This window comes from Streptomyces sp. NPDC088732, from assembly GCF_044751205.1.
Taxonomy (GTDB): domain Bacteria; phylum Actinomycetota; class Actinomycetes; order Streptomycetales; family Streptomycetaceae; genus Actinacidiphila.
Genome location: NZ_JBIVLI010000015.1, coordinates 170,604 through 194,308 on the forward strand (window position 1 = coordinate 170,604; position 23,705 = coordinate 194,308).

Below are 23,705 nucleotides of genomic sequence, written 5' to 3' on the forward strand. Positions count from 1 at the left end.
CGGGCCGCCGCGGGGGCCCCGCCGGGGGGGGGGGGGGGGGGGGGGGGGGGGGGGGGGGGGGGGGGGGGGGGGGGGGGCGCCCCCCGCCCCCCCCCCCCCCCACGGCGGGGTCAGCGGGGACCCAGGGGCTCAGGAACCCAGCGTCCACTTCTGGTTCGCCCCGCCGGTGCAGGTCCACAGCTGGAGCCGGGTGCCGTTGGCGGAGTTGTTGCCCGTCACGTCCAGGCACTTGTTCGCCTGCGGGTTGACGATGTCGTGGGCGGCGGACAGGACCCACTTCTGGTTGGTGCCGCCGGCGCAGTCCCACAGTTGGAGCTGGGAGCCGTCGGCGGTGCCGAAGTCCTTGACGTCCAGGCACTTGCCGAGGGCGCGCAGGGTGCCGTCCGCGGCGGCCGTCCACTGCTGGGCGGCCGAGCCGTTGCAGTCGTAGAGCTGGACGGGGGTCCCGTTGGCCGGGTTGGCGCCGGCGACGTCTACGCACTTGCCGGCCAGGCCGGTGATGCGCCCGGCGCCGCCCCCGCCGGAACCGCCGTCGGAGGTGGTGACGCGTACGTAGTCGACGACGAGTTGCTGCGGGAAGGAGGTGCTGCCGTCCGGGTCGCCCGGCCAGTAGCCCCCCACCGCGAGGTTGAGGATGACGAAGAACGGCTTGTTGAACACCCACTGCCGGCCGCCGAGGTCCGCGGGGGTGCGGCGCTGGTAGACGGTGCCGTCGACCGACCAGCTGATGGAGTCCGGGCTCCAGTCGATGGCGAAGGTGTGGAAGGCGTCGGCGAAGGCCTGGCCGCCCGGGAGGGTGTAGCCGGCGCCGATGCCGCCGGACCCGGAGTAGCCGGGACCGTGGAGCGTGCCGTGCAGGGAGCCGGGCTCGAAGCCGACGTTCTCCATGATGTCGATCTCGCCGCTGGCGGGCCAGCCGATGTCGCCGATGTTGCTGCCCAGCATCCAGAACGCGGGCCACATGCCCTGGCCGCGGGGGAGCTTCATCCGGGTCTCGACATGCCCGTAGGTCGTGGTGAAGCGGCCGGAGGTGTTCAGCCGTGCCGAGGTGTACTGGCAACTGCCGTACCAGCACTGGTAGCCGGCGGGGTTCTCCTTGCGGGCGGTGATGACGAGGTGGCCCTGGCCGTCGAGGGCGGCGTTGCGGTTGCCCGCGGTGTAGTACTGCCGCTCGTGGTTGTTGACGTTGTCGCCGGTCTCGATCTGCCACTTGCCGCCGTCGACGCCGCTGCCGGCCGCGCCGTCGAACTCGTCCGCGAAGGTGGTCACGGCCGCCGCGGCGGCGGGGGCCGCTGCCGGGGCGCCGCTCGCGGGGCCCGTGGTCGTGAGGGCGGCGAGGGCGAGCAGGCCGGTGATGCCTGCGGCGAGCAGGCCGCGGGCGCGGGGGCGCCGGCGGGGGCGTGGGGGGACTGTGTTCACGCGTGATGCCTTTCATGGGGGGCATGTACCTGACATGTGAACTCGCGGGAGAGGCCGGACGCCGTGGTCATGGGGGACGCGTGCGGCCCATCCGCCTTTGTTCAAGGCTTAGTTCACGCCGTGATTGAACTGCCGGGTCAAGAGCCCGTCAAGAGGTCTGGACCAAGAAGAGGGCCCGCGCGGGAATCCCCGCGCGGGCCCGCCCCGCACCGCTACCCTGTCCCGCCGCACGCCCCGGCGGCCGTCCGTCAGGTGCCGGGCTTGCGCCCGTACACGTAGACGTCGTCACCGGTCTTGAGCATGCTCCAGTACTTCTTCGCGTCCGCCGAGCGCATGTTCACGCAGCCGTGCGAACCCGGCGGGGACCACACGCTCCCCGCGATCGAGTGGAACGCCTCGCCGCCGTCGAAGAACTGGCTGTACGGCATCGCGACGTGGTAGATCGTCGAGTAGTGGTTGATGTGCCGCCAGTAGATCTTCTTCAGGCCGGTCCGCGTCTCGTAGCCGTTGCGGCCCGTCCGGACCGGCACCGGCCCGAACTTGAGGGTCTTGCCGTCCTGGATCCAGCTCAGCTGCCGGGTCAGGTCGACGCAGGCGATGCGCCCCTTGTTCGTGGGGCACTTGCCCGCCTTGTTCGGCGTCCGGCCCGCCGCCTTCTGGGCGTTCATGATCTTCATGACGCCCCAGGTCACCGGCCCCGCGTAGCCCGCGTTCGGGTAGATGCCGTTCTTCGTTTGGAACGCGCGTATCGCGTTGCAGTCCGCCGACGACTGCTTCCCGTCCACGGGCCGCCCGAGGAACTTCTCCACTTCCTTCTGGTACGGCCCCTTGCTCGCCGTGCACTTCGAGGCGGCGTGCGCCGTGCCGCCCCCCGCGACGACCGGAGTCACCGCCATCACGGCCACCGCGAGAACCGCACCCGCGCGCCGTCCCGCTGACAATCCCGCTCCCATGGTTCCCCTTCCCCGCCGGGCCGCCGTACGACGGCCTCACTCCCTAGGACATCCGGGAGGGGCGGGAGGTTGCGGTGACGGGACGACGCGCCTCGTCAACTGGGCTGCGGAATCAGCGGGTTGAGGATCCCTCCAGCGCCTCTCGCACCGTGCGCACCGCCCGCTCCGTGTCCTCGCGGGTGATCTCCAGGTGGAACACGAAGCGCAGCCGCCCCGGGTAGGCGGCGCACAGCACCCCGCGCTCCGCGAGGCGTGCCCGTACCTCGTCCGCGGTCAGCCCCGGCGCGGGCTCGGCGAAGACCATGTTGGTCTGCGCGGGTTCGACGTCCAGGGCGGCCACGTCCTTGAGGCCCTCCGCGAACAGCGCGGCATGCGCGTGGTCGTCGGCCAGCCGCGGCACGTGGTGCTCCAGGGCATACAGGGCCCCCGCCGCCACCACACCGGCCTGCCGCATCCCGCCGCCCAGCGCCTTGCGCCAGCGCAGGGCGCGTGCGACGAACTCCCGGGAGCCCAGCAACGTGGAACCGACCGGGGCGCCGAGGCCCTTGCTGAAGCACACCGAGACGCTGTCGAAGTTCCCCGCGATCAGCCGCGCCTGCTCGAACGGGTCGCCGCCCGCGGCCACCGCCGCGTTGAACAGCCGCGCCCCGTCCAAGTGGGTGGCCAGCCCGTGCTCCCGGGCGAGACCGGTGGCCGTGCGCAGGTAGTCCAGCGGGACGGGCCGGCCGCCGATGGTGTTCTCCAGGCAGAGCAGCCGGGTGCGCGGGAAGTGCGGGTCGTCCGGCTTGACCGCCGCCGCGATGTCCGCCGGGTCCAGCGTGCCGTCCGCCCGGTGCGGCAGCGGATTCGGCTGGATGCCGCCCAGCACGGCCGCGCCGCCGCCCTCCCAGCGGTAGACGTGGGCCGACTGCCCGGCGATGTACTCGTCCCCGCGACCGCAGTGGGTCAGCAGCGCGCAGAGGTTGCTCTGCGTGCCCGAGGACACGAACAGCGCGGCCTCGAAGCCCAGGCGCTCCGCGATCCGCTCCTGGAGGGCGTTGACGGTGGGGTCCTCCTTGAAGACGTCGTCCCCCACCGGGGCGTCGGCCATCGCCCGGCGCATGGCCTCGCCGGGCCGGGTGACGGTGTCGCTGCGCAGGTCCAGGACACGGGCGGGGGCTTCGCCGCCGGCCGCGCCGATGTCTGCGGCGGTGGCGGTGGCGGGGGCATCGGTGGCATCGGTAGTGCGCATGGCCTCACCCTGCCACGCCCGCCCCGGCGACCCGCGGCCGGTACGATCGCCGGATGGACCCCTACTGGCACGCCGTCCTGCCGCCGCCGTGCGCCTGACCGGGCGCACTCACTGACGGCCTGATCTCCCCCAGCTACCGCTGGGAGGTGCCCCCACCCCAGCTACCGCTGGGAGGTGCCCCCACCCCAGCTACCGCTGGGGTGCACTCCACCGGCCTTCGGCCCGGGGGAGTCCATGGGACGACACGACCTGGACCCGCCCCAGACCCGCGCCCCCGGCGAGCCGCGCGCCGCCCGAGGTCGCGGTAGTGCGCCCGCTGCGAATCCGCTCCTTCCGATTCGTGACGAAAGGCCACCGCCGTGCCCGAACTCTCTCCCGCCGCTTCCGCACGCCCGCTCACCGTCCGACCGCCCGCCGCCCGCTCCCGGTTCACCCAGGGCGCCCTGCCGATCCTGGCCGCCGCGCTGCTGTGGGGCACCACCGGGACCGCCGCATCCTTCGCGCCCGCCGGCGCCACGCCCGCGGCGGTCGGCGGCGCGGGTCTCGTCCTCGGCGGCCTGCTCCTGCTGGCCGGTGCCCGCGGCGCCGCGGCGCTGCTGCGCTCCACCGGGCGGGGCCGCCGCCCGCTGCTCGCCGTCGGCGCCCTCGCCGTGGCCGGGTATCCGCTCGCGTTCTACCCGGCGGTCGCCCGCACGGGCGTGGCCGTCGCCACCGTGATCGCGCTCGGCAGCGCGCCGGTCTTCACCGGACTGCTGGCCTGGGCGGCCCGCGTCGACCGGCCGGGCCCGCGCTGGATTGCCGCCACCGCGGCAGCGGTGCTCGGCTGCGCCCTGCTCGTCCTGGGCGGCGGCGGCGCGGGCGCGGCCGACCGCACCGATCTCATGGGCGTCGCCCTCGCCGCGCTGGCCGGGCTGTCGTACGCGCTCTACTCGCTCGTCGGGGGCCACCTCATCGGCGAGGGCCACGCCCCCGGCGCGGTGATGGGCGTCCTCTTCGGCGCGGCGGGGGTGCTCACGCTGCCGGTCGTCCTCGCTTCGGGAGCGGCGGCGTGGCTGCCGACCGCGCGCGGTGCTGCCGTCGTCCTGCACCTCGCGCTGCTGACCACGTTCCTCGCCTACCGCCTGTTCGGCCACGGCCTGCGCCGCACGACCGCCGCCGCGGCGACCACCCTCACACTCGCCGAGCCCGCGGTCGCCGCCCTGCTCGGCGTCGCCGTCCTGGGCGAGCGCCTCACGCCGCTGTCCTGGACGGGGCTCGGCGTGCTCGGGCTGGCCCTTGCGGCCCTCTCCCGCGGGGTCAGGAGGAGTGCTGGAGCGCCTGCGGCCCGGAGTACAGCGCCGTGAACGGGTGGGCCGACGGCGCGCCGCCCGCCTTGCGCGACAGCGGCAGCCACAGGGAGAGGTTCAGGCTCGTCCGGTCGAACACCTTGTGCGCGCCGAGTTCAGCGGCGGCGCGGCCGGCCTCGGCCGAGTCGAGGTGTTCCAGCGCGGCGACGGCCGCGTGCACGGCGGCCCTGTCCGACACGGACTCCGCGGCGCGCACACGGAACAGGCCCATCTGCCGCTCGTCCGGCGCTCGCAGCAGCCAGACGCTCGCCAGGCCCTGCCCGGCGGCCTCCTCGAGAACGGCCGGCCACGTACGTTCCAGGACCCCGGCGTCGTCCGCCTGCCCCGTCCAGGACCAGCGCTCCAGCCGGCTCACGTGGTGCGTCGTGGCGAGCGGCGTCAGGTCGTGGGCGCCGACGACCCGCCAGACGCGGCGGTCGACACGGCTGAAGAACGGCCGGCTCCAGAACGGGACACCCGGCTCCAGTTCGAGCTGCTCGGTGAAACGCACATAGGCGACGGCGTTCTCCCAGGTGTCGAAGACGTAGCGGCCGCCGACCTGGTTGACGCCGAGTTCCTCGTCCCTGCGCAGCGGCACGTACTTGTGGTGCATGCCGGGGCGGTCGTCCATGGCGGGACGGTCGCCCTCCGCAAGGCCGTCGATCTCCTGGGCCGACAGGTGGCCGGGCAGGTCGAAGTCCGACGTGAAGGCGGCCTCGGCGGCGATCGGTCCGGTGGGGTGGTCGCGGATGTCCATGAGTGTCCTTTCACGTCTCGCCCGGTCCGCCCGGGGGCGGTCGTGCGGCCCTTCCCGAGGCGCCGCCGCGCCTCACCTCGCCGTCGGCGGAAGGTCGTCGTCCTCCACGCGCTCGCCCTCCGCCTGCGAAGGGGTGGTGTGGGGGACGTCGGGGTGGATCTCCATGGTGCTGCGCTCGGCGGGGTCGTACTCCCGCTCGCCCTCCGCCTGGGACGGTGTCTGGAGGTAGACGCGGGGATCGGTGTCGGAAGCTCGGGAGCTGCTCATGATGCTCCTCCTTCGCTTGATCCCTCCATCGTGCTCCTTCAGGCGCGGCGGGGCGAAACCAGCAGGAAGGCGGCCTGCCCGCCGCGGTCGCGGTGGAGCGTGCACTGCCAGCCGTGGGGTTCGAGCAGCGCGCGGCACCGATCGAGCGCGGGCCCGGCGGGCTCGTCCCCCGGAGCGGGCCAGGAGACCTCGGCGACACCGTCCTGCGCGGCGGCCGGGGCCACGGCGTAGCCGGGCCGTGCGGGGCGGCCGGAGGCGTCGCGGGCGGACGGCGGGAGGCCCGCGGCCTCCAGGGCGAGGGCGACGGCGTGGACGTAGCGGTCGCGTTCCCAGGGCGCGGGGCGGCCGGTGTCGCCGTCCTGCAGGACGCGCCGGATCTCCAGCAGGCCGGACCAGGCCGCGGCGACCTCCGCCGCACGCGAACCGGAACCGCCCCCGGCACCGGGGCCGTGCCCGTCGTCCGCGAGGAAACCGGACGCGCCGGACGCCTGCCGCGCCGGCTCCGGCGGTGTCTCCGGTTCGTGCGACGGGAGCTCGGTGCGGGCGAGTTCGGCGCGGACGCGCAGACCCTCCGGGGTGAGGTAGTGGCCGCCGGTGCGCCCGTACCGCACCGCGAGGCCCTGCTTGGCCAGCGCCGTACAGGTTGCCTCCCGCGCGCCCAGCAGCCCCGTGTTCGCGTCGGATTCCAGGAGGGCTGTGCGCTGCGCGGCGGTCAGGGGCATGAACCGCAGCCTATGTGCCCCGCGCCGGACCCGGGAATGCCCTACACTCGAAATTCGAGCAGATGTTCGAACGGAAGGGCGGAGGCGGGCAAGACCATGGTCGAACCGGAGCGGTATCAGGACCAGGACCCGGGTCCCTGCGTGCTCTACATCCGCTGCGGCGGCACGGACCCCGCGACACTCGCCGCCCTGGCCGGACTCGTCGGCCAGTTCACCCCGGTCGTGCGCGTCGAGCGGCCGGACGCGGTCGTGGCCGACGTGCGCCCCGCGGTGGGCTTCTACGGGCTGCTGCCGGAACAGCTCGCCCTCATGATCAGCACCCGGGCCTCCGCGCTGTACGACGCGGGCCTCACGATCGGTGTCGCCGGCAGCCGCACGGTGGCGTACATCGCCGCGTTCGACGTCCTCGGCGGCCGCATCCGGGTCGTGGACGCCGATCCGGACGCCGTCGCCGACTTCCTGCGCCCCCAGCCCGTCGCGGCCCTGCCCGGGATCACCGCCGGTGCCGTGCGCGCACTGGTCGCGGCCGGACTGGGCACGGTCGGCCGGGTGGCCGCCGCGCCGCCCGCCGAGGTGCAGCGGATCCTCGGCGCCGGCCCCGGGCGCGCGGTGTGGGACCGCGCCCACGGCGTCGACGCGGGCCCCCTCGTCCCGGAGTCGCCGCCCGGCTCACTGGCCGCCGACCGCCTCTTCACGGCCGACGCCACCGACCGGGGCGCGCTGAGCCGGGCCGTGATCGAACTCGGCCTCGGCCTCGGCGAACGGCTGCGCGCCACCGCCCGTACGGCGACCGGCCTCACCCTCACCGTCCGGCTGGGCGGCGGGTCCTCCGTCAGCCGCAGTCGTACGCTGCCCGCCGCCACCTGCGACCCGGGCGAGCTCGCGGAGGCCGCCTTCGCGATGCACGAGGCACTCGGCGCGCACCACGCCCCCGTGCGCGCGGTGGCGCTGCGCGCCGAGGGGCTGTCGGCCGCCGCCGTGCCCGCCCGCCCGGTGCCCGCGGGCGCCGCACGAGGCCGTGCCGTACTCCCGTCGACCTTCGCGGTGCACGCCGTTCAGGAGGAGCGCCGGATGTCCTCCTGAGCCACCGCCTCCAGCAGCGCGGCCATCAGCTCGCGGCTGTCGAGCGGCCGCGGCTGCGGGGACCGCCGGGCCCGGGCCATCTCCGCGAAGCACGGATCGCAGACGGCCAGCGGGAGGTGCGGGATGCCGCAGTCGCGGACGGTGTCGTCCCCCCGCCCGCAGACATCGCAACGCCAAGATGCCGCCACATGTTCGATGGTGCCCGGTCGGAGCGCTTCGCAACCGGGTGCGACCGGCCCGCGACACGACGTCAACCGCCGCCGTGCCGCGGGCCGTTGCTCACTGCGGGCGCTGTGGGCGCCGTCGCGCGGTCACCCGTCGCCGATCACACGCCGCGTGTGCGCCCGCAGCGCGCACGCCACCATCCCGTCCGGGGTGTGCCGCAGCTGCGGCTCGGTCGCCGGGTGGTGCCCGGAGATCAGGTCGACGATGCGGTACGCGGCCTCCTCGTCCTCCGCCGCTATGCACACCAGCACCGTGCCGTGCCCCGTCCCGGGTGTGGCGTCCGTTCCCTGTGCCATGCGTCCCCTCCGTCCGTCTCGGTCTGCCGCCGTCACGGTGGACGCGTCGGAAGACTGCCCCGCCGGTGCGCCGGTTCTGCCGCCGCCGGGCGTTCACCCGCACGAAGCACCGCGCGGTGCACGGGGCTTACGATGAGTGGCCGTGTCGGTGCACAGCCGTCCCCGGAGAGGAAGTCTTGGCCAAGCAACGGATTCCGGTCGTCGTCCTCGCGGGATTCCTCGGTTCGGGAAAGACCACGCTCCTCAACCACCTGCTGCGCTCCAGCGGCGGGACCCGCATCGGCGCGATCGTCAACGACTTCGGCAGCATCAACATCGACGCCCTGTCGGTGGCGGGCCAGGTGGACTCGATGGTCGCCCTCGACAACGGCTGCCTGTGCTGCGCGGTCGACGCCACCGAGATGGACGACATGCTCGCCCGTCTCTCCCGCCCCCAGGCCCGGATCGACGTCATCGTCATCGAGGCCAGCGGGCTCGCCGAACCCCAGGGCATGATCCGGCTGCTGCTGGCCAGCACGAACACCGCCATCACCTACGGCGGCCTCGTGGAGGTCGTCGACGCGGCCGAGTTCGAGGCGGTGCGGGCCCGCCATCCCGAACTGGACCGCCATGTGCGGGCGGCCGACCTCGTCGTCCTCAACAAGACCGACCGCGTGGACGCGGAGGCGCTCGGCCGGGTCCGCGCCGCCCTCACCGCCCTCGCCCCCGACACCCCGCTGGTCGAGGCCGCCCACGGCCGCGTCAGGCCCGACCTGCTCTTCGACCCGCGACCGCGCCCGGCGGACGACGCGCCCGCGCGTCAGCTCTCCTTCGAGGAACTGTCCGCGGACCACGCGCACCACGCTGACGGTGACGACGGCGATCACGAGGGCCACCTCCACGCCGCTTACGAGAGCGTCGAGTTCACCTCCGAGGCGCCCCTCCACCCGCGCCGCCTGTCCGAGTTCCTCGACACCCGTCCCGCCGGGCTGTTCCGCATGAAGGGCTTCGTCCGCTTCGCCGCTCCCGGCCACCCGCAGAAGTTCACCCTGCACGCGGTGGGCGGCTTCCTGCGCTTCACGTCCTCCGCCTGGGCCCGCGGGGAGTCGCGGGCCACCCGACTGGTCATGATCGGCTCCGGCCTGGACGCCGAGGGGCTGCGCAAGCGGCTCGGCGACTGCGTGGCCGGCCCGGCGGCCGAGATCCCGGAGGACGCCATGCTCGGCGTCCTGCGCTACCTGCGGCCCTGAGACCGCCGCCGGCGCGCCTCCCGGGTGGCCCCGCACCCGCACAGCACGGCGGCCCCGAGCGGGACCACCGGCAGGAGGATCCCGAGCGCCCAGTTCAGGACGCTGTGATCGGTGGCCACATGCGTGCCCCACCATGTGTGCACCACGGACACGACGTCCCCGGGCCTGCCCTGGTAGCGGACCATCACCGGAGCGCGCGACACGGCCGGGTGCGCCGCCGTGCCGATCGGCCGTCCGGTGCACTCCGTCGGTGCCCGCCCCCGCTCCCCGATGCGCTTCTCGCACTCCAGGAGCACCACGCGCTCCTCGCGGCCCAGTGCCCCGACGTCGAACGCCCCATGGGCCGCCGTGAAGCCCGTCACCGCCAGCAGCAGCACGGTGAGCAGCGACCACACCAGGCAGACGGCCCTCGTGCTGCCACGCCTGCGCCGCTTCGCGAGCACACTCTCAGCGTAGGCGGTGCGCCCCGCCCGGGCGTCAGACGAACCCGACGACCAGCCGCACCCCGTCGCCGCCGAACCGCCCCGCCATCGCCCGCATCACCGCGAAGACATGCGGCCAGTGCGACTCCTCGCCCAGCACCACGCCCGCGGTCAGCGGTTCGTAGTGGCAGGTCCCCGTCGGGACGGACCACTTCGTGCTCCGGTCCTCGCGCAGTCCCGGCGGCGGCGGACCCGTGACCGCGAGGACGTCCGCGGGCCACTCGGCCGGAACCAGCCACTGGTTGAGCGAGCGCGGCGGGGCGGTCTGCGTCCAGGTCAGCCGCCCCGCGAAATGATCGGGGGCGGCGGTGGGCGGCAGAGCGGCCAGTTCGGACCAGGTGACCCAGGTGGCGTCCTCCGGTTCGAGGCCGTCGGTTCCGCGCAGGGAGGGCGTGAGGCCGCCGGACAGGTCGTCGGGCAGTCCGCGTCCTGCCGCGAGGGGCCGGTACCCGGCACGGTTGCGTACGCCGAACAGCAGGCCGAAGGCCGCGTAGTCCTGCTCGTCGTACAGCGGCCACAGTCCCATGGCCATGACCCATGGCTCACCGTCGTAGCAGTCGGTGCCCGCCTTGGGGTGCCGGAACTCGATGCCGCCGTGGATGTCCGTGCCCATGGCGCGCCCCGTAGCGCCGGAGCGGGCCGGGCCGCGCTGCAATATCGCGCCGGCGCGGGTCAGCGGCCGCGCAGGGCGCCGGCCGTCGTGCCGACGCGTTCGCGCAGCAGCACCCGCAGGGTGTTGGCGTGCTCGTAGCCGACCCGGCGGGCGACGGCCTCCACGGGGAGGCCGGTGGTGCGCAGCAGGTGCGAGGCCTGCTCCACGCGCAGGTCCTGGACGAAGCGGACGGGGGAGACGCCGAGCACGCGGCGCACCGCGCGCTGGAGCGTGCGTTCCCCGACGCCGAGCGCCCGCGCCGCCTCGGCGATGCCGATCGGCTCGTCGAGCCGGTCCCGCACCCACCGCTCGAAGGCGGCGACGACGGGGTCGCTCTGGGCCAGCGCGCTGGGGATGATGTACGCGGACTGGGACGGCCGGTGATCGACGACGAGGTAGCGGGCGACGAGGTCGGCCAGCGCCGGGCTGCTCATGCGGACGACGGCCAGGGCCAGGTCGACGTGGCCGAAGGCGGCGCCCGCGGTGGTCACGCCCTCGCAGGTGGTGACCATACGGGTCTCGTCCACCGTGACGGCCGGGTAGCGCTGCCGGAAGACCGGCGCGAGCCACCAGCTGGTGGTCGCGCGCAGCCCGTCCAGGACGCCGGACTCCGCCAGCAGGAACGTCCCCGTGCACGCCGAGGCGATCGGCACGCCCTCCCGCCGGGTACGGGCCACCAGCCGCCGCACCGGGGCCGTGCCGTCCCCCGCCACACGCTCCAGCAGCGCGTCCGGACGGCGCTCCGCGAGCGCGGGCACGAGCAGCAGGTCTGCCCCCGCGGCCGCCGCGACCGGCGCCGCCGCGACGGTGTGCCCGGCCCCGGTGCGCACACGGCGGCGGAAGCCGACGGTCGTCACGTTCCACTCCGGCGGCGGCTGCGGCAGCTCGCCGCGCATGGCGTTGGCCGCCTGGAGGACGTCGAGGACCGCGGAGAGCCCCGAGTCGAAGACCCCGTCGTACGCCACCACGGCTATGTCCATGACGGGAATGCTATCGAACATGCCGTTTCCGACACAGGAGGGAGACGCCCGGCACCCCTAGCGTTCTCGGTGTCCGCCGCACATCCCGCCGGAAGCCCGGAAACCCAGAAACCAGAGAATCGGAGCACGTGATGACGAAGATCGGTCTGCTGGTGCGCATCGAGGCCAGGCCCGAGCACGCCGCCGAGGTCGAGACGATGCTGCGCGACGCGCTGGAGCTCGCCCGGGCGGAGCAGGGGACGGTCACCTGGTTCTCGTTCCGCGAGAGCCCGACCGTCTTCGGGGTCTTCGACTCCTTCGAGGACGAGACCGGGCGCACCGCCCACCTCGAGGGACCCGTCGCCGAAGCCCTCCAGCAGGCGGCGGCCGGGTCCAGGCTGGCGTCCCCGCCCGACATCCGCCGGGTCGACGTGCTTGCGGCCAAGCTGCCCTGACCCCCCGCAGGACCGTCCACCGCCCACCGTTCGCCGCTCCCGGACGCCGGGAAGGAGCAGGCCATGACCAGGACCACGGTCGTCAATCTCAAGGGGCACCGCGACGACCCCGCCTACGCGGACGTCGTCTACGTCGGCCGTCCCGCCCATCGCGGCGGCTGGCACCTGCCGGGATCCCCGCTGGCCAGCCCCTTCCGCCCGGGCCCGGACGGCACCCGGGAGGAGGTCCTGGACATGTACCGGGACCACCTGCTGTCGCGGCCCGACCTGCTCGCGCTGCTGCCCGCCCTGCGCGGCCGGCGGCTGGGCTGCTGGTGCGTGCCCGAGCCGTGCCACGCCCAGGTCATCGCGGAACTGGCCGACCGGGACTGACGGTTGGCGCGGGCGCGCCGGTCATGTCCCGATCCGTGGGTCACGTGTCCCCATGGACCCGGGCCGGCGTGCCCCGTGCGACGCAGACTGGAGCTGTCGGTGCCCCGGACCTGCGCGGGGCGACACCACGAACTTCCTGGAGACACGCCATGGCCGAGATCATCGCGGACGTCGAGGTACCCGAGACCCAGCTCGTGCACGAGGCCACCGAGCTCGTGCGGGACGCCGCGTCGCCGGTCGTCTTCCACCACTCGCGCCGGGTCTTCTTCTGGGCCTCGCTGCGCGGCCGCCTGCGCGGCTGGGACTACGACCCGGAACTGCTCTACGTCGGGGCCCTCTTCCACGACCTCGGGCTGACCGAGAGGTTCGCACGGACGGACCAGCGGTTCGAGATCGACGGCGCCGACGAGGCCCGGCGCTTCCTGCTGGAGCACGGGGTCGACAAGAGCCGCGCCCGCCTGGTGTGGGAGGGGATCGCGCTGCACACCACGCCGGAGATCCCCTGGCACATGGCGCCGGAGGTCGCCCTGGTCACCTCGGGGGTCGAGGTGGACGTCCTCGGCATCGGCTACGACGAGATCTCCGCGGAGCAGCGGGAGGCGGTCGTCGCCGTGCACCCGCGCCCCGACTTCAAGAACAACATCCTGAAGGAGTTCACCCACGGCATCGCGCCCCGCCCGGACACCACCTTCGGCAACGTCAAGGCCGACGTCCTGGAGCGGTTCGTGCCGGGCTTCGTCCGCGGCAACTTCGTGGACACCATCCTGGAGTCGCCCTGGCCCGAGTGAGCACGTCGGCTCCGCCCGGGCGCTCAACCCCGGTCGGGGGACGACCCGTTGGGGAGCGTGGTGCGGAAGCGCTCGCGATAGCTGCCCGGGCTGACGCCCAGCCTGCGGCGGAAGGCGCGCCGCATCGTCTCCTCCGACCGGAACCCGCTGCGCCGGGCGACGGTGGACAGGGCGTCGTTGCCCGCCTCCAGCAGCGCCTGGGCGGCCTCCACCCGGACGCGTTCCACGTACTCCGCCGCGGTGCCGCCGGTCTCGCCGCGGAAGAGCCGGGTCAGATGACGCGGTGACACCCCGGCCCGCGCGGCGAGCGCCGGCAGGCTGTGGTCGCCCACCGGATCGGCCGCCACTTCGTCGAGCACGTCGCGCAGCACCGAGTGCGCGGCGTTCCTCGACGTCTGGCGGACGCTGAACTGCGACTGCCCGCCGGGCCGCGCCATGAAGACCACCAGGTACTTGGCGACGGCCCGGGCGAGCTCCGGCCCGTGGTCGGACTCCACGAGGGCCAGCGCCAGGTCGATGCCCGCGGTGATCCCCGCCGAGGTGATGAAGCGGCCGTCGCGGACGAAGATCGCGTCGGAGTCCACCTCGACGGCGGGGTAGCGCGCGGCCAGATCGGCCGCGAGCCGCCAGTGCGTCGCGGCCCGGCGCCCGTCCAGCAGCCCGGTCGCCGCCAGCGGGAACGCCCCGGCGCACACGGCGGCGACGGTGCGGGAGTTCTCCGCGAGCCGGGTGACGGCCTCGACGAGCGGGGCGTCGGAGACCGCCGCCCACCAGTCCGACCGGCCGGGCACGACGAGGGTGTCCACGGCGAAGTCCACCGCGTCCAGCGCCATGTCGGGCATCAGCGGCAGCCCGGCCGTGCTGGTCACTGGCTTGCCGTCGAGCGAGGCCGTGTACGTCCGGTAGCCCGCGCCGTACTCGTTGGCCACGGTGTAGACCTCCAGCGGCCCGGCGACGTCCATCAGCTGCACTCCGTCGAAGAGCACGACCAGGACGCGGTGCGGTGCCGTCCGGTCGGGGGACGTGGTGCCGGTGTTCACGCCGAATGCCTCTCTGCCGCTCGTTCCGGGCCCGGAGGTGCCGGACCGCGGGGTCGCGACCATCATCACCCGGCGGCCGGTCCGGCCGCGGGGGCGGTTGCCGTCACACCGGCTGGGCGTGCCCGTTGGCCGTGACGGGGCGGTGGAGCGGCGCCAGGCACCGGGTGGTCACCACGCGGTGGGTGTGCTCGTCGTCGTGGATGGCGGTCGAGCCGGCGAGCCGGCGCACGATGTCCAGTCCGCGCCCGTGCTCGTCCGCGGGGGTGCCGTCGACCGGTCCGGGCGTGCCCGGCCTGCTGTCACCGGTGTCGGTCACGGTGATCACCAGCCCCCGCCCGCAGATCGTCAGGCGCACCGACATCTCGGCGCGGCCGTGCCGCGCCGCGTTGGCGGCGAGTTCGTCGACGATCAGCTCGGCGCAGTCCCGGTCCTCCGCGGCCAGACCCCACATCACCAGCATCTCGGCGGTGAAGTGCCGGGCGGTGCTCACGTAGGCCGGTTCGGCCGGCTGCACCAGTTCCGCCGATTGTGTGGAGAGGATGTCTGCGGACATGACCCCGGCCCTTCAGCGATCGAGATCCGCGCTCCCCACGACGGCGGGGGAGTGCCGCCCACGCCGGGCGTGTGTCGCGCTCCGACGGATCCGGGCGGTTAGCGTGGACGGGTGCGTCTACTTGTGATGTCCGATACGCACGTGCCCAAACGTGCCAAGGCGCTGCCGTCCGAACTCGTGGCCCGGATCGCGCACGCGGACGCCGTCCTCCACGCGGGCGACTGGGTGGACGAGGCGACCCTCGACCTGCTCCAGGCGCGCGCCCGGCGCGTGATCGGCGTCCACGGCAACAACGACGGGCCCGGGCTGCGCGCCCGGCTCCCGGAGGTCGCGCACGCGGAACTCGGCGGCCTGCGCTTCGCCGTCGTCCACGAGACGGGTCCGGCGCAGGGGCGCGAGCGGCGCTGCGAGGAACGCTTCCCCGGCGTGGACGTGCTCGTCTTCGGCCACAGTCACATCCCCTGGGACTCCACGGCGCCCGGCGGCATGCGGCTGCTCAACCCCGGCTCCCCGACCGACCGCAGGCGGCAGCCGCACTGCACGTACCTGACCGCGGAGGTGGCGGACGGCGCGCTGACGCGGGTCGTGCTGCACCGGCTGCCGCCGCGCGGCTGACCGGGCCCCCGCGCCGCCGTCAGTGCTCCAGTGCCGGACCGCCGGTCTTCCGCATACGTGCCCCGGCGGGGGCGTCGACGACCGCGGCCGGGTCCGCGGCGGAGGCGACGCCGGCCGCGGGCAGCAGGGACAGCACCGCCTGCCGGTGGGCGTCGCTGGTCTCCTCGTCGTACGGGTCCGGCGTGGCCGGCACCTGCATGCGCAGCACCGGACCGGAGCCCAGGCGCGCGTAGCCGCGTCCCGGGGGGACCTGCGCGGCGGAGGTCGTGCCCTGGGGCGCGCCCAGCACGGCCTGCGTCTGCTCGGCGGTCACCGCCCCCAGCAGCACGCGTGCCCGGGTGTGCGCGACGACCACCTGCGAGAGCGCGTCGGCGGTGTCCAGCTGGTCGGCGACGGCCACGGTGACCCCGGCGCCGCGCCCGTGGCGCAGCGGCACGTCCAGCAGTTCCTGCGGGTCGGGGCGGCCCTCGGCGTGCGCGAGCTGGGTCAGCGCGGTCGGCCCGTCGACGAGGATCCACAGCGGCCGCCGCACGTCGTCCGGCGCGCCCCGGCCGGCCTGCCGGGCCCGGTTGACGGCGATGAGGCGCCGCTCGGTCTCGTGCGCGGCCCACTCCAGGGTGGCCAGCGCGCCGGCGAGCCCGCTCTCCACCGCCAGGACGCCCGGCCGTCCGTTCAGGCAGGCGTACTCGCCGGTCCCGCTGCCGTCGATGACCACGAGGTCGCCGTCCGGGAGGGCCTGGAGCGCGATGCAGCGCAGGAGCGTGGTGGTGCCCGTGCCGGGCCGGCCGAGCGCGAGCAGATGCGGTTCGGCCGACCGCGGCCCGGTGCGCCACACCACGGGCGGCGCGTCGCGGACCTCCTCGCCGTCGGTGACGGGCACGGTGCGCTGCACGGCCTCCGGATCGGTGAAGCCGAGCACGGTCTCACCGGGCGCGGTGACGAAGCGCTGGGCGGCGATGCCGGTGGGCAGCGGGGGGAGGGCGCTGAGGGTGAGGTGGTTCTCCTCCTCGTTCCAGTCGAAGCGGTACTCCCGGCCCCGCCCGGCCTTGGCGTGCAGGACGTGTTCCACCCGGGCCCGCGACACGGCCTCCCCGTCGGTGAAGTAGGCGGGGTACTTCAGGTGCAGCCGGGTCAGCCGTCCGTCGTCGAACTCGTAGTCGTCGAAGACGTTCTCCCAGCTCCCGTCGTGCGCGTACAGCGGGCTGGGGTCGCCCGGGTCCGACAGGTAGGGCACCAGCGACTCGTACAGCGCGGTCAGCCGGTCGTTCTCCGCGCCGCTGGGACCGGTCGGCGCGGGGGTGCGGTCGCGGCCCATCCACGCCGCGGAGCCCATGAGCGCGGCGACGGCCAGGTAGGCGCCGTACGGCAGGAGCACCAGGACCAGGAAGCCCGCCCCGACGGAGGCCATCAGCGCGGGGCCGCGGCGGTCCTGCGGGGTCTTGCCCCACCAGGCCCGCAGCCAGCCGACCTGGCGGCGCATCCCGCGGGAGATCACGATCAGCGGGTGGAGCACGTCGGTGGCGCTGTCGGCGACGCCGCGGGCCATGTCGCGCCCGCGGGAGAGCGCGAGGCGGCTGCTCAGCAGGGTGGGGAGGGGGCGCCGGGCCACGAGGAGCTCCAGAGGATCGTTGCGGGACGGGAACGACAACGGGGACGGGCCCGGTGCGAAGGCGCGCCGGGCCCGGTGCGTGGACCGTGCGGTGACGGCCCGGCTAGAACTTGATCCCGCCCAGCAGGCTCGCCAGGCTCGCCCCTCCGGCCTTGATGCTCGGGGCGATGGCGGTGCCCGCGAGATAGAAGCCGAACAGGGCGCAGACGAGTGCGTGGGAGGCCTTGAGGCCGTCCTTGCGGAAGAACAGGAAGACGATGATGCCGAGCAGGACGACGCCTGAAATGGACAGGATCATGGGGCTACTCCTGTGTGATGGGGACTGTCACCATGAGTTGTTCCAGAATTACAGAAAGTAATAAGATCTGAAAACCAGCAAATGGGTGATTTCTGGAAAAATTCCCCTGATCAGCCCTTAGGGGCGGTTTCTCCGGCGTGATCCTTGCCGGTCGTCCGGCGTGTCATGTGGCAGGCCCCGCCGACGGAGCAGTGAAGTCCCCCGAACGAGTGATGGCCGTCGTCAGGGTCCGGCCATGGCTTCCCGGATCGTCCGCTCCGGTGCGTCGTGCCGGAACCGGGCACGCGGCGGGTGTGAAGGTGGTTGACGCTGCATAAGGTGGATCACGCGGACCCCGCGCACTCCCCCGTCCATTCGAGTGAGGAACGATGAGCGAGCCGACCCCGCAGGCCGAACCGGCGCACGACCCCGAGGTGCTGCAACTGGCGGCCAAGGTCTTCGATCTCGCCCGCCAGGGCGGAACCGAGACCCTGGTGGCCTACGTCGACGCCGGTGTGCCCGCCAACCTCACCAACGACCGGGGCGACACGCTGGTGATGCTCGCCGCGTACCACGGCCACGCCGACACCGTCGCCGCCCTGCTCCGGCACGGCGCCGACCCCGACCGTCCCAACGACCGCGGCCAGACCCCGCTGGCCGGCGCCGTGTTCAAGGGCGAGGACGAGGTGATCCGCGCCCTGCTCGACGCCGGGGCCGACCCGGCCGCGGGCACCCCCTCGGCCATCGACACCGCCCGCATGTTCGCCAAGAACGACCTGCTGGAACTCTTCGGCGCCGCGTGATGCCGCGCGCCGCGACGACCCGACGGACCGCGAAGAGAAGTGGACCCATGACGGAAACCGACAGCTGGATCAATCCGCTGCGCGATCCATCCGACCGGCGGCTGCCCCGCATCGCGGGCCCCTCGGGCCTGGTGATCTTCGGTGTGACCGGTGACCTGTCCCGCAAGAAGCTGATGCCCGCCGTCTACGACCTCGCCAACCGCGGGCTGCTGCCGCCGGGCTTCTCGCTCGTCGGCTTCGCCCGCCGCGACTGGGTGGACGAGGACTTCGCCCAGGTCGTGCACGACGCCGTCAAGGAGCACGCGCGCACCGCCTTCCGCGAGGAGGTGTGGCAGGAACTCGCGGCCGGGATGCGCTTCGTTCCCGGTGACTTCGGCGACGACGAGGCGTTCGAGAAGCTCCGCGTCACGGTGGAGGAGCTGGACAAGGCCCGGGGCACGAGCGGCAACTTCGCCTTCTACCTCTCCGTGCCGCCGAAGTTCTTCCCGCAGGTCGTGCAGCAGTTGAAGAAGCACCGGCTGTCCGAGGCCCCCGGGGGCTCGTGGCGGCGGGCGGTCATCGAGAAGCCCTTCGGGCACGACCTGGCCAGCGCGCAGGAGCTCAACCGCGTGGTGCACGAGGTCTTCCCGCCCGCGCAGGTGTTCCGCATCGACCACTACCTGGGCAAGGAGACGGTCCAGAACATCCTGGCGCTGCGCTTCGCCAACACGATGTTCGAGCCGCTGTGGAACCGCAGTTACGTCGACCACGTGCAGATCACCATGGCCGAGGACATCGGCATCGGCGGCCGGGCCGGGTACTACGACGGCATCGGCGCCGCGCGCGACGTCATCCAGAACCACCTGCTGCAACTCCTGGCGCTGACCACGATGGAGGAGCCCGCCGGCTTTGACGCCAAGGCCCTCCTCCGGGAGAAGCTCAAGGTGCTGCAGGCCGTGCGGCTCCCGGACGACCTGGGCGCCCACACGGTGCGCGGGCAGTACGCGCACGGGTGGCAGGGCGGCGAGGAGGTGCTGGGCTACCTGGAGGAGGAGGGCATCGACCCCGATTCCAGGACCGACACCTACGCCGCCGTCAAACTCGGCATCGACAACCGCCGCTGGGCGGGCGTCCCGTTCTATCTGCGCACCGGCAAGCGGCTCGGCCGCCGGGTCACCGAGATCGCGGTGGTCTTCCAGCGCGCGCCGCACCTGCCGTTCAGCCGTACCGACACCCAGGAGCTGGGGCAGAACGCCCTGGTCATCCGTGTGCAGCCGGACGAGGGCGTGACCGTGCGGTTCGGCTCGAAGGTGCCGGGCACCTCGATGGAGATCCGCGACGTGTCGATGGACTTCGCCTACGGCGAGTCCTTCACCGAGTCCAGCCCGGAGGCGTACGAGCGGCTCATCCTCGACGTGCTGCTCGGCGACGCGAACCTCTTCCCCCGCCCCCAGGAGGTGGAGGAGTCCTGGCGCATCCTCGACCCGGTCGAGAAGCACTGGGACACCCACGGCAAGCCCGAGCAGTACACCGCCGGGACCTGGGGTCCCCACGCGGCGGACGAGATGCTCGCACGAGACGGCAGGAGCTGGCGCCGGCCATGAACATCGACCTCACCCACACCACCTCGTCCAAGATCAACTCGGCTCTGGTGCGCGCCCGCAGGAGCGTGGGCAGTCCGGCCGTCGGCATGGTGCTGACCCTCGTCATCGTCACCGACGAGGGCAACCACTACGACGCCCTGAAGGCCGCCTCCGACGCCTCGCGCGAGCACCCCTCCCGCATCCTGGTGGTCATCAAGCGCCCCGGCCGCTCCCCGCGCGAGCGCAAGAGCGCCCGCCTGGACGCCGAGGTGCGGGTCGGCGGCGAGGCCGGCACCGGCGAGACCGTCCTGCTGCGGCTGCACGGCGAACTCGCCGACCACGCCCACAGCGTGGTGCTCCCGCTGCTGCTGCCCGACGCGCCCGTCGTCGTCTGGTGGCCGGTCGACGCCCCCGGCCACCCGGCCGACGACCCGCTGGGCGCCCTCGCGCAGCGCCGGATCACCGACGCCTACGCGGTCGAGCGCCCGCTGGAGCAGATCGACGCCCGCGCCGCCTCCTACCGGCCCGGCGACACCGACCTGTCCTGGACCCGGCTGACGCCCTGGCGGTCCATGCTGGCCGCCGCGCTCGACCAGGCCCGCGCCACCGTCACGTCCGCCGCGGTGGAGAGCGAGGCGGACAACCCCAGCGCCGAACTCCTCGCCCGCTGGCTCGGCAACCGGCTGGGGGTGGCCGTGGACCGTGTCGTCACCGACGGTCCGGTGGTCACGGCCGTACGCCTGCGCACCCCCGGCGGCGACATCCACATCGACCGCCCGGAAGGCCCGCTGGCCACCCTCTCCATCCCCGGCCAGCCCAAGCGGCACCTGGCGCTGATGGTGCGCAGCACCGCCGAGCTCATCGCCGAGGAACTGCGCCGCCTCGACCCGGACGAGATGTACGCCACGGCCCTGCGCCACACCGAGGGCGCCGAGCCGCCGCACCGCGCGAAGACCACCGCCCGCAGCACCGCGAAGCGCGCGACCCCGGCCGCACCGGAGGCCGCCAAGTAGACCGACTGCTGCAGGAGTACGCCGGGTGCCGTGCACACCGCCGCGAGCGCGAGCATCGCGGCCGTGGTGAACAGCCAGCACACCACGACCGTCAGCGCCGACTGCGTGTGTGCCCGCCACCCGGCGCGCCCGCTCCTGAAGGTGAAGCGTGCGTGCAACTCCGTCGCCAGCACCGTCGAGACCACCGTGACCACGGCGTTCGCCACCGCGAACGGCACCGGCCCGGACAGTGCGACCAGCACCCACGAGGACGCCAGTCCCACACCCCCGCCGCACAGTGTGAAGCGGGCGAAGGCGTCCAGCGCGCCCTGCCGGGCATCCGGTTGGGCGGGGGAGTCGTCGGCCGCGGGGCGGCGGCCGCGGCGGATCGGGTCCCGGCTGATGGTCTCCATGACCCGAAGGGTGCCCTTCCGTGCTGACAGGGCGCTGACCGCGCGCTGACACGCCCCTGGCGCGCGCCTGTACGCCCGCCCCGCCCGCCGTCCCTCAGGCGCTGTCCGCCAGCAGCCCGTGCAACGCGGCGAGCGCGACGGCCTCGGCCTGTTCCGCGTCCAGCGGGGCGTGCCCGGTCATCAGGCGGAAGACGAGCGGTCCGAAGAGCAGATCGGTCGCGGTGCCCGCGCTGACCCCGGGCCGGGCCCTGCCCTCGGCGACGAGGCGTTCCCACAACTGGGCGACGGCCTCGCGGCGGGCCTGCAGGAAGTAGGCGCGGAAATAGGGCGCGCCGCCGGCGTCGGTGGCGCAGGCGGCCAGTAGCTGGCGGAAGACCCGGCCGCTGTCCCCGGCGAAGAACCCGCTGACGCGGCGCACCTGTTCGCACAGATCGGCCACCGCGTCCCCGCTGTCGGGCAGCGGGATCGTGTCGGCCATCCGCCGGCCGAACGCCTCGGCGGCGACGGCGGTGCGCGAGGGCCAGTGCTTGTAGATGGTCATCTTGCTGACGCCCGACCGGGCGCTGACCGCGTCGACCGTGGCCGCCGCCAGCCCGCCCTCGGCGAGCAGGTCGGCGGCGGCGGCCAGGACCGCCTCCCGCGCCCGGACGCTGCGCGGGTGCGGCGAGGGGACGGGGACGGCGGGGTGGGGGTGCGACTCAGCCGGTGGCAGTGACATCGTCGTGGTCCGTACTGACGGCCACGGAGCGCCACCGCTCCAGCTCGTCCGCCACCGAGTGCAGCTTGGCCTCGATCCGTTCGACGCTGTCCGCCCCCAACTGGAGGCGCAGCGGCGCCTTGTCGCTGCCCGCGACGCCGACGATGGCGCGGGCGGCCTTCGCGGGGTCGCCGGGCTGGTTGTGGTTGTGTTCCGGGGCCGTGTCGCGGGTGCCGCCGGCGGTCGCTGCGTAGTCCTCGATCAGGGTGGCCTCGGTGTGCAGGCTCGAACTGTCGAGGAAGTCCGTCCGGAAGCGGCCCGGTTCCACGATCGTCACCTGGATGCCCAGCGGGCCGACCTCGGCGGCGAGCGCCTCCGACAGGCCCTCCACGGCGAACTTCGTGGAGGCGTAGACCCCCCAGCCGGGTGTGCTGTCGAAGCCGCCCACCGAACTGATGTTGAGGATGTGCCCCGAGCGGCGTGCGCGCATCCCGGGGAGGGCGGCGCGCAGCACGTTGAGGGTCCCGAACACATTGGTCTCGTAGACCGCCTTGGCCGCCGCGTCCGAGACCTCCTCGACCGCGCCGAGCACGCCCCGGCCCGCGTTGTTGACCAGGACGTCGATGCCGCCGAACCGCTTGGCCGCCGCCTCGACGGCGGCCCGCGCCTGCTGCTCGTCGGTGACGTCGAGCGGCAGCGGGAGGAGCGCGTCGCCGGCGTCGGGGAAGAGGGCCTCCACCGCCCGCGGATCGCGCGCGGTGGCGGCGACGACATGTCCCGACTCCAGCGCGGCGCGGGCGATCTCCGCGCCGAGGCCCCGGGATGCACCGGTGATGAACCAGCTGCTCATGGTTCCCGCCTCTCTCCGGCCGCGGAGGTCAGACCGCCGCGGTCAGTGCGTCGAACTGCGCGTCGGTCAGGGTGAGTCCGGCCGCCGCGATGTTGTCCTCCAGGTGGGCGACGCGGGACGTGCCCGGGATCGGCAGCATGTTGGGCGAGCGCTTCAGCAGCCACGCCAGGGCGAGCTGCGACGGGGACGCGCCCTGGTCGGCGGCGATGCGCTCCAGGGGGCCGCCCGGCTTGGCGAGTTCGCCGGTGGCGAGCGGGAACCAGGGGATGAAGGCCATGTCGTGCCGCTCGGCGTACGCGAGGACGTCCTCGGCGGCGCGGTCGGCCAGGTTGTAGCGGTTCTGCACGGACACGATGCGTGCCGTCCGCGCGGCCTCGTCGATGTCGGCGGTGCTGACCTCGCTGAGCCCGATGTGCTGGATCTTGCCCTCCTGCTGGAGCGCGGCGAGCTCGCCGACCTGGTCCGCGACGGGGACCTCGGGGTCGATGCGGTGCAGCTGGAGCAGGGCGATGCGCTCCACCCCGAGGTGGCGCAGGCTGAGTTCCACCTGCTGCCGCAGGTACGCCGGCCGGCCGACGGGGACCCACGCGCCCGGACCGGTCCGCACGAAGCCGACCTTCGTGGCGATCGTCAGGTCCGCGGGGTACGGGTGCAGCGCCTTGCGCAGCAGCAGGTCGGCGGTGAACGGCCCGTAGGCGTCGGCGGTGTCGATGAACGTGACGCCGAGCTCCACCGCGCGCCGCAGGACGCGCACGGCCTCCTCCGGGTCCCGCGGGTCGCCCCAGACCCCTTCACCGGTGAGCTGCATGGTGCCGTAGCCCAGACGGTGCACCGGCAGGTCGCCGCCGATGACGAAGGTGCCGGAATCGCGGGCGCTGGTGTCCGCGCTGATCGATGTCATGAGGAACCTCCTGAGAACTGTACGTACAGTATGGATCCGGCCGCCCGCTTCCGCGACGCACCCTCCTCCTGAGGCCCGCCCGGCCGTCGTGCGCGCGCTTCGGGCCCCGCGTACGGCATCCGGCCCGCCGAGCGGTACAGGTGCTCGGCGGGATTGCCCATCTCGGTGTCGAGCGGCA

Annotated in this window: 29 protein-coding genes; 11 read left to right on the plus strand and 18 right to left on the minus strand. The window is 73.9% G+C overall.

Features of this window, described 5'->3' with window-relative positions:
* Positions 1–129: 129 nt before the first annotated feature.
* The 3 genes from ACIP9H_RS25230 to ltaE form a co-directional block, all read right to left on the minus strand.
* Entirely contained in the window at positions 130–1,371 is a 1,242-nt protein-coding gene (locus tag ACIP9H_RS25230; RefSeq protein ID WP_401961095.1) for a ricin-type beta-trefoil lectin domain protein, read from the minus strand.
* Between the two features lie 296 nt (positions 1,372–1,667).
* A complete protein-coding gene (locus tag ACIP9H_RS25235; protein ID WP_401589648.1) occupies positions 1,668–2,315 on the minus strand; it encodes a L,D-transpeptidase family protein in 648 nt (215 codons plus the stop codon).
* Positions 2,316–2,484: 169 nt separating this feature from the next.
* Positions 2,485–3,603: a low-specificity L-threonine aldolase gene (ltaE, locus tag ACIP9H_RS25240; protein ID WP_401960979.1), complete on the minus strand. Its 1,119-nt coding sequence runs from the start codon at positions 3,601–3,603 to the stop codon at positions 2,485–2,487.
* Between the two features lie 359 nt (positions 3,604–3,962).
* Between ltaE and ACIP9H_RS25245 the strand changes: the two genes are divergently transcribed.
* Complete coding sequence (locus tag ACIP9H_RS25245) at positions 3,963–4,946, plus strand: DMT family transporter (RefSeq protein WP_401960981.1); 984 nt, start codon at positions 3,963–3,965, stop codon at positions 4,944–4,946.
* Here ACIP9H_RS25245 and ACIP9H_RS25250 read toward each other — a convergent pair.
* The 3 genes from ACIP9H_RS25250 to ACIP9H_RS25260 all read right to left on the minus strand — a co-directional run bounded on the left by ACIP9H_RS25250 (position 4,900) and on the right by ACIP9H_RS25260 (position 6,674).
* Positions 4,900–5,685 (minus strand): hypothetical protein, encoded by a 786-nt coding sequence (locus tag ACIP9H_RS25250; protein WP_401960983.1) that lies wholly within the window; start codon positions 5,683–5,685, stop codon positions 4,900–4,902. The two genes, ACIP9H_RS25245 and ACIP9H_RS25250, sit on opposite strands and share 47 nt — an antisense overlap.
* Positions 5,686–5,757: 72 nt before the next feature.
* Positions 5,758–5,952, minus strand: coding sequence for a hypothetical protein (locus ACIP9H_RS25255; RefSeq protein ID WP_401589639.1), 195 nt, complete (start codon positions 5,950–5,952; stop codon positions 5,758–5,760).
* Positions 5,953–5,990: 38 nt separating this feature from the next.
* A complete protein-coding gene (locus ACIP9H_RS25260; RefSeq protein WP_401960984.1) occupies positions 5,991–6,674 on the minus strand; it encodes a hypothetical protein in 684 nt (227 codons plus the stop codon).
* Between the two features lie 96 nt (positions 6,675–6,770).
* Here ACIP9H_RS25260 and ACIP9H_RS25265 point away from each other — a divergent pair, with 96 nt between their 5' ends.
* The gene (locus tag ACIP9H_RS25265; RefSeq protein WP_401589633.1) at positions 6,771–7,757 is read left to right on the plus strand and encodes a hypothetical protein; all 987 of its coding nucleotides are present in this window, start codon (positions 6,771–6,773) and stop codon (positions 7,755–7,757) included.
* Here ACIP9H_RS25265 and ACIP9H_RS25270 read toward each other — a convergent pair.
* Entirely contained in the window at positions 7,730–7,945 is a 216-nt protein-coding gene (locus ACIP9H_RS25270; RefSeq protein ID WP_401589630.1) for a hypothetical protein, read from the minus strand. The two genes, ACIP9H_RS25265 and ACIP9H_RS25270, sit on opposite strands and share 28 nt — an antisense overlap.
* A 123-nt stretch (positions 7,946–8,068) precedes the next feature.
* Positions 8,069–8,278 carry a hypothetical protein gene (locus ACIP9H_RS25275; RefSeq protein ID WP_401589627.1) on the minus strand — a complete coding sequence of 70 codons (210 nt, stop codon included), beginning with the start codon at positions 8,276–8,278 and terminating at the stop codon, positions 8,069–8,071.
* Between the two features lie 176 nt (positions 8,279–8,454).
* Between ACIP9H_RS25275 and ACIP9H_RS25280 the strand changes: the two genes are divergently transcribed.
* The gene (locus ACIP9H_RS25280; RefSeq protein ID WP_401589624.1) at positions 8,455–9,507 is read left to right on the plus strand and encodes a CobW family GTP-binding protein; all 1,053 of its coding nucleotides are present in this window, start codon (positions 8,455–8,457) and stop codon (positions 9,505–9,507) included.
* On the opposite strand, the gene ACIP9H_RS25285 is transcribed toward ACIP9H_RS25280, so the two are convergent.
* From ACIP9H_RS25285 to ACIP9H_RS25295, 3 genes are read right to left on the minus strand one after another with little or no spacing between them, the layout of a single operon-like run.
* Positions 9,492–9,950 (minus strand): hypothetical protein, encoded by a 459-nt coding sequence (locus ACIP9H_RS25285; protein WP_401589622.1) that lies wholly within the window; start codon positions 9,948–9,950, stop codon positions 9,492–9,494. The two genes, ACIP9H_RS25280 and ACIP9H_RS25285, sit on opposite strands and share 16 nt — an antisense overlap.
* A gap of 34 nt (positions 9,951–9,984) precedes the next feature.
* Positions 9,985–10,602, minus strand: a complete 618-nt coding sequence (locus ACIP9H_RS25290; protein WP_401589619.1) for a hypothetical protein — start codon at positions 10,600–10,602, stop codon at positions 9,985–9,987.
* 59 nt (positions 10,603–10,661) lie between these two features.
* Complete coding sequence (locus ACIP9H_RS25295; protein ID WP_401960987.1) at positions 10,662–11,621, minus strand: GlxA family transcriptional regulator; 960 nt, start codon at positions 11,619–11,621, stop codon at positions 10,662–10,664.
* A 131-nt stretch (positions 11,622–11,752) separates the two neighbouring features.
* Between ACIP9H_RS25295 and ACIP9H_RS25300 the strand changes: the two genes are divergently transcribed.
* The 3 genes from ACIP9H_RS25300 to ACIP9H_RS25310 all read left to right on the plus strand — a co-directional run bounded on the left by ACIP9H_RS25300 (position 11,753) and on the right by ACIP9H_RS25310 (position 13,215).
* Entirely contained in the window at positions 11,753–12,055 is a 303-nt protein-coding gene (locus ACIP9H_RS25300; protein ID WP_401589614.1) for a putative quinol monooxygenase, read from the plus strand.
* Positions 12,056–12,118: 63 nt separating this feature from the next.
* A complete protein-coding gene (locus ACIP9H_RS25305) occupies positions 12,119–12,427 on the plus strand; it encodes a DUF4326 domain-containing protein (RefSeq protein WP_360909561.1) in 309 nt (102 codons plus the stop codon).
* A 149-nt stretch (positions 12,428–12,576) separates the two neighbouring features.
* Positions 12,577–13,215 (plus strand): HD domain-containing protein, encoded by a 639-nt coding sequence (locus ACIP9H_RS25310; RefSeq protein WP_401589612.1) that lies wholly within the window; start codon positions 12,577–12,579, stop codon positions 13,213–13,215.
* A 23-nt stretch (positions 13,216–13,238) separates the two neighbouring features.
* Here ACIP9H_RS25310 and ACIP9H_RS25315 read toward each other — a convergent pair whose 3' ends face one another.
* Positions 13,239–14,255, minus strand: a complete 1,017-nt coding sequence (locus tag ACIP9H_RS25315; RefSeq protein ID WP_401589609.1) for a GlxA family transcriptional regulator — start codon at positions 14,253–14,255, stop codon at positions 13,239–13,241.
* Positions 14,256–14,358: 103 nt separating this feature from the next.
* Positions 14,359–14,808 (minus strand): ATP-binding protein, encoded by a 450-nt coding sequence (locus ACIP9H_RS25320; protein ID WP_401589607.1) that lies wholly within the window; start codon positions 14,806–14,808, stop codon positions 14,359–14,361.
* Positions 14,809–14,919: 111 nt separating this feature from the next.
* Between ACIP9H_RS25320 and ACIP9H_RS25325 the strand changes: the two genes are divergently transcribed.
* On the plus strand, positions 14,920–15,423 hold the full coding sequence (locus ACIP9H_RS25325; protein ID WP_401589604.1) for a metallophosphoesterase family protein: 504 nt from the start codon (positions 14,920–14,922) through the stop codon (positions 15,421–15,423).
* A 19-nt stretch (positions 15,424–15,442) separates the two neighbouring features.
* Here the strand turns inward: ACIP9H_RS25325 and ACIP9H_RS25330 are convergent, their stop codons facing one another.
* Together ACIP9H_RS25330 and ACIP9H_RS25335 are read right to left on the minus strand one after the other, a co-directional pair.
* Positions 15,443–17,032 carry an ATP-binding protein gene (locus tag ACIP9H_RS25330; protein WP_401589602.1) on the minus strand — a complete coding sequence of 530 codons (1,590 nt, stop codon included), beginning with the start codon at positions 17,030–17,032 and terminating at the stop codon, positions 15,443–15,445.
* A 103-nt stretch (positions 17,033–17,135) separates the two neighbouring features.
* Positions 17,136–17,330, minus strand: coding sequence for a hypothetical protein (locus ACIP9H_RS25335; RefSeq protein WP_018534760.1), 195 nt, complete (start codon positions 17,328–17,330; stop codon positions 17,136–17,138).
* A 368-nt stretch (positions 17,331–17,698) separates the two neighbouring features.
* Between ACIP9H_RS25335 and ACIP9H_RS25340 the strand changes: the two genes are divergently transcribed.
* The 4 genes from ACIP9H_RS25340 to ACIP9H_RS25355 are packed head-to-tail and all read left to right on the plus strand — an operon-like array spanning position 17,699 to position 21,128.
* Positions 17,699–18,112 (plus strand): ankyrin repeat domain-containing protein, encoded by a 414-nt coding sequence (locus ACIP9H_RS25340; RefSeq protein ID WP_401589599.1) that lies wholly within the window; start codon positions 17,699–17,701, stop codon positions 18,110–18,112.
* Between the two features lie 47 nt (positions 18,113–18,159).
* On the plus strand, positions 18,160–19,695 hold the full coding sequence (gene zwf, locus ACIP9H_RS25345) for a glucose-6-phosphate dehydrogenase (RefSeq protein WP_401960993.1): 1,536 nt from the start codon (positions 18,160–18,162) through the stop codon (positions 19,693–19,695).
* Positions 19,692–20,687: a glucose-6-phosphate dehydrogenase assembly protein OpcA gene (gene opcA, locus ACIP9H_RS25350; protein ID WP_401589593.1), complete on the plus strand. Its 996-nt coding sequence runs from the start codon at positions 19,692–19,694 to the stop codon at positions 20,685–20,687. Before zwf ends, opcA begins: the two co-directional genes overlap by 4 nt.
* Before the next feature lie 30 nt (positions 20,688–20,717).
* Entirely contained in the window at positions 20,718–21,128 is a 411-nt protein-coding gene (locus ACIP9H_RS25355; protein WP_401960996.1) for a hypothetical protein, read from the plus strand.
* A gap of 45 nt (positions 21,129–21,173) precedes the next feature.
* Here ACIP9H_RS25355 and ACIP9H_RS25360 read toward each other — a convergent pair whose 3' ends face one another.
* The 3 genes from ACIP9H_RS25360 to ACIP9H_RS25370 are packed head-to-tail and all read right to left on the minus strand — an operon-like array spanning position 21,174 to position 23,527.
* Positions 21,174–21,797: a TetR/AcrR family transcriptional regulator gene (locus tag ACIP9H_RS25360; RefSeq protein ID WP_401960998.1), complete on the minus strand. Its 624-nt coding sequence runs from the start codon at positions 21,795–21,797 to the stop codon at positions 21,174–21,176.
* Entirely contained in the window at positions 21,778–22,626 is an 849-nt protein-coding gene (locus ACIP9H_RS25365) for an oxidoreductase (RefSeq protein WP_401961000.1), read from the minus strand. Before ACIP9H_RS25365 ends, ACIP9H_RS25360 begins: the two co-directional genes overlap by 20 nt.
* Before the next feature lie 28 nt (positions 22,627–22,654).
* Positions 22,655–23,527, minus strand: coding sequence for an aldo/keto reductase (locus ACIP9H_RS25370; protein ID WP_401589582.1), 873 nt, complete (start codon positions 23,525–23,527; stop codon positions 22,655–22,657).
* Positions 23,528–23,705 lie beyond the last annotated feature (178 nt).